Annotated in this window: 2 protein-coding genes and 2 pseudogenes; 1 reads left to right on the forward strand and 3 read right to left on the reverse strand. The window is 36.9% G+C overall.

Annotation, left to right across the window (positions count from 1 at the left end; genetic code table 11):
- Positions 1-522: pseudogene (locus A9Q93_RS00830) on the reverse strand (dihydroorotate dehydrogenase (quinone)); the annotation flags it as partial.
- Between the two features lie 75 nt (positions 523-597).
- On the opposite strand from A9Q93_RS00830, the gene lpdA reads away from it, so the two are divergent.
- A complete protein-coding gene (gene lpdA / locus A9Q93_RS00835) occupies positions 598-1,989 on the forward strand; it encodes a dihydrolipoyl dehydrogenase (RefSeq protein WP_303685484.1) in 1,392 nt (463 codons plus the stop codon).
- A 118-nt stretch (positions 1,990-2,107) separates the two neighbouring features.
- Here lpdA and A9Q93_RS00840 read toward each other — a convergent pair whose 3' ends face one another.
- Both A9Q93_RS00840 and A9Q93_RS00845 read right to left on the reverse strand, forming a co-directional pair.
- Positions 2,108-2,713 carry an outer membrane protein gene (locus A9Q93_RS00840; RefSeq protein WP_303685485.1) on the reverse strand — a complete coding sequence of 202 codons (606 nt, stop codon included), beginning with the start codon at positions 2,711-2,713 and terminating at the stop codon, positions 2,108-2,110.
- 77 nt (positions 2,714-2,790) lie between these two features.
- Positions 2,791-3,030: pseudogene (locus tag A9Q93_RS00845) on the reverse strand (hypothetical protein); the annotation flags it as partial.

Consider the following 3,030-nt stretch of genomic DNA (forward strand, 5'->3'; position numbering starts at 1 on the left):
ATCAAAAAGCTTTTCAAAACAGATAATGTAATCGTTTACCGCATTGTCATTAGGCGTGACTTTATTTTTACCTATATTTCCGCCGATGAGTACATGATCTGGCTGTCCTAATTTCGGATTTTTTTTCAATCGTTCTACCGCAGCATCTACTCCGCCGTTATTGAATCCCATTCTATTTACAATCGCTTGATCTTTCTTTAATCTAAACAATCGCTGCTTAGGATTTCCATCTTGTGGCTTTGGTGTAAGCGTTCCTATTTCTATAAATCCAAATCCTAGATTAGAGAATTCTTTAAATGCTTTGGCATCTTTATCAAATCCGGCTGCCATTCCCACAGGATTCTCAAACTGTAAACCGAAGAGTTCTCTTTTAAGTGCAGGATGCTGTTTTTTGTAACGCTTTCGCGAAAGCGTACTAAAACCAGGTACCTTGCTCAATAATTTGATACTCTTAAATGAAAAGTGATGTACTGCTTCTGGATCGAACGAAAAAAGCAGTGGTCTAATAATGGATTTATACATAATAATAAGGTTGTGCAAATTTACAATCGGTTGGACTTTATTCCATATTTTTGTGACTCTTAAAAAATGACTGATATGAGTAAATATGATGTGATCGTTTTAGGTAGTGGACCTGGCGGATATGTAACGGCAATACGTGCGTCTCAACTAGGGTTTAAAACAGCTATCGTAGAGAAGGAATCTCTAGGTGGTGTATGTTTAAACTGGGGTTGTATACCTACAAAAGCGCTGATAAAAAGTGCTGATGTATTCAATTACCTGAACCATGCCGCAGATTACGGTCTTAAAGCTGATAACGTAGATAAGGATTTTAATGCTGTTGTAAAACGTAGCCGCGATGTGGCAGACGGAATGAGCAAAGGTGTACAGTTCTTATTAAAGAAAAATAAAATAGACGTAATCATGGGTTACGGTACAGTAAAAAAAGGTAAGAAAATCGAAGTGAAAGCTGAAGATGGATCTACTTCTACTGTAGAAGGTAACCATATTATTATTGCAACTGGAGCAAAATCTCGTGTTCTTCCTAATTTACCACAAGATGGTAAAAAAGTAATAGGATATCGTGAAGCAATGACGCTTAAAGAGCAGCCTAAGAAAATGGTTGTTGTAGGGTCTGGAGCAATAGGTGTTGAGTTTGCATATTTTTATAATGCTATGGGAACTGATGTTACTATAGTAGAATATGTAGATCGTATTGTACCTGTTGAAGACATCGATGTTTCTAAACAAATGGAGCGCAGCTTTAAGAAGTCTGGAATTAAAGTAATGACTTCTAGTGAGGTGACTAGCGTTGATACTTCTGGCGATGGTGTAAAAGTTAACGTGAAAACTAAAAAAGGAGAAGAAGTTCTTGATGCTGACATCGTTTTAAGCGCGGTAGGAATTGAGACTAACTTATCTAACATAGGTCTAGAAGAAGTAGGTATTTCTACAGATCGTGGTAAAGTATTAGTAAACCAATGGTACCAAACGAACTTACCTGGATACTATGCAATAGGTGATATTACTGCTGGTCCAGCACTAGCTCACGTTGCAAGTGCAGAAGGTATATTATGTGTTGAGAAAATTGCAGACATGCACGTGGAACCACTTGATTATGGAAACATACCAGGTTGTACTTACTCTACTCCAGAAATTGCAAGCGTAGGAATGACAGAGGCTCAAGCCAAAGAAGCTGGATACGAGTTGAAAGTTGGTAAATTCCCATTCAGCGCAAGTGGTAAAGCAAGTGCTAGTGGTGCAAAAGATGGTTTTGTAAAAGTGATTTTTGACGCTAAGTATGGAGAATGGCTAGGCTGTCACATGATAGGTGCTGGTGTTACCGATATGATCGCTGAAGCTGTTTTAGGTCGTAAGCTAGAAACTACAGGTCATGAAGTATTAAAAGCAGTGCATCCACATCCAACTATGAGTGAAGCGGTGATGGAAGCCGTTGCAGACGCTTATGGTGAGGTGATACATTTGTAGTCGCTGAGTTTGTGAGTCCTTGAGTTATGAGAATTAGCTCTAAGACAATTACATATAAATTTGATTTAAAAATCCTCAATTCAACTTTTTGAATTGAGGATTTTTTATGTGATATCAATTAAAATCTATAATTAAACCCTAGGCTGAAAGTACTCAATGGTCCATCTTTAGAAAATCTATTAAGAGAGGTGGCTTTACGTCTTGCATAAAGATCTTGCTGATATCGCAAATCTAATGTCCAGCTTTTACTCATTTTATAACGCAAACCCAATTGCACATAGGGATTAATAATGGCTGTACCTTGCTCATCTCGCTGTACGAGATGATCTGCTGAAGTGTTGAAATAACTTCCTGAGCCAGCATAAAAACTCCATCGATCAGTAAATTTAAATTCCGATTGAAAGTTGATGTAAGGATCAAAGCCTACATAGGCATTAACACCTACTTCAGATCTTAATTTCCATACCTTATTTATTTTATAGTCGGCATAAAAGCCTACACCTATTCCTATCCAGGCTTCATCAAAAGAATCATAGGTAGCACCTGACATTTTTATTTCTCGGAAACCAGACAGCGCTTGAAAAGTTAAACCTGTGCTCCAGCGATCTACTGGTTCTTCAAATTCAAAAAGATGATTAGTTGAATTAGGAGCATTTTCTTGACTAAATGCTATACAAGTGAAAAGAAATAAGAATGGAATGAGTAGAGTTAATTTGGTTTTCATGATTTAGTTTATTGGTTAACTAAATCAAATTAACTGCAATCCGTTCTAATTCAAACTTCTATTAACGCTAGTTAAAACTACTTAACTTTAGGTTTTTGTTTATAGAACACAAACGTGACTTCTTCATTAAGCTGCAAATTAGAAGCAAGGTCAATGATCTCGCCGTCTTTATTTACAAGTTGAATCTTGGCAGTGTTAGGTGGTTTAGTTCCTAGATTAATTGCCTTGAGTGAAATGGTGTTAACAGAATCTTTTAAGGTAAGAACCATTTCCTTATTTTTACTCACTGGGCTGTATGCGTTCAAGATTCTATTACC

This window comes from Nonlabens dokdonensis (assembly GCF_002162835.1).
GTDB classification, from domain to species: domain Bacteria; phylum Bacteroidota; class Bacteroidia; order Flavobacteriales; family Flavobacteriaceae; genus Nonlabens; species Nonlabens dokdonensis_B.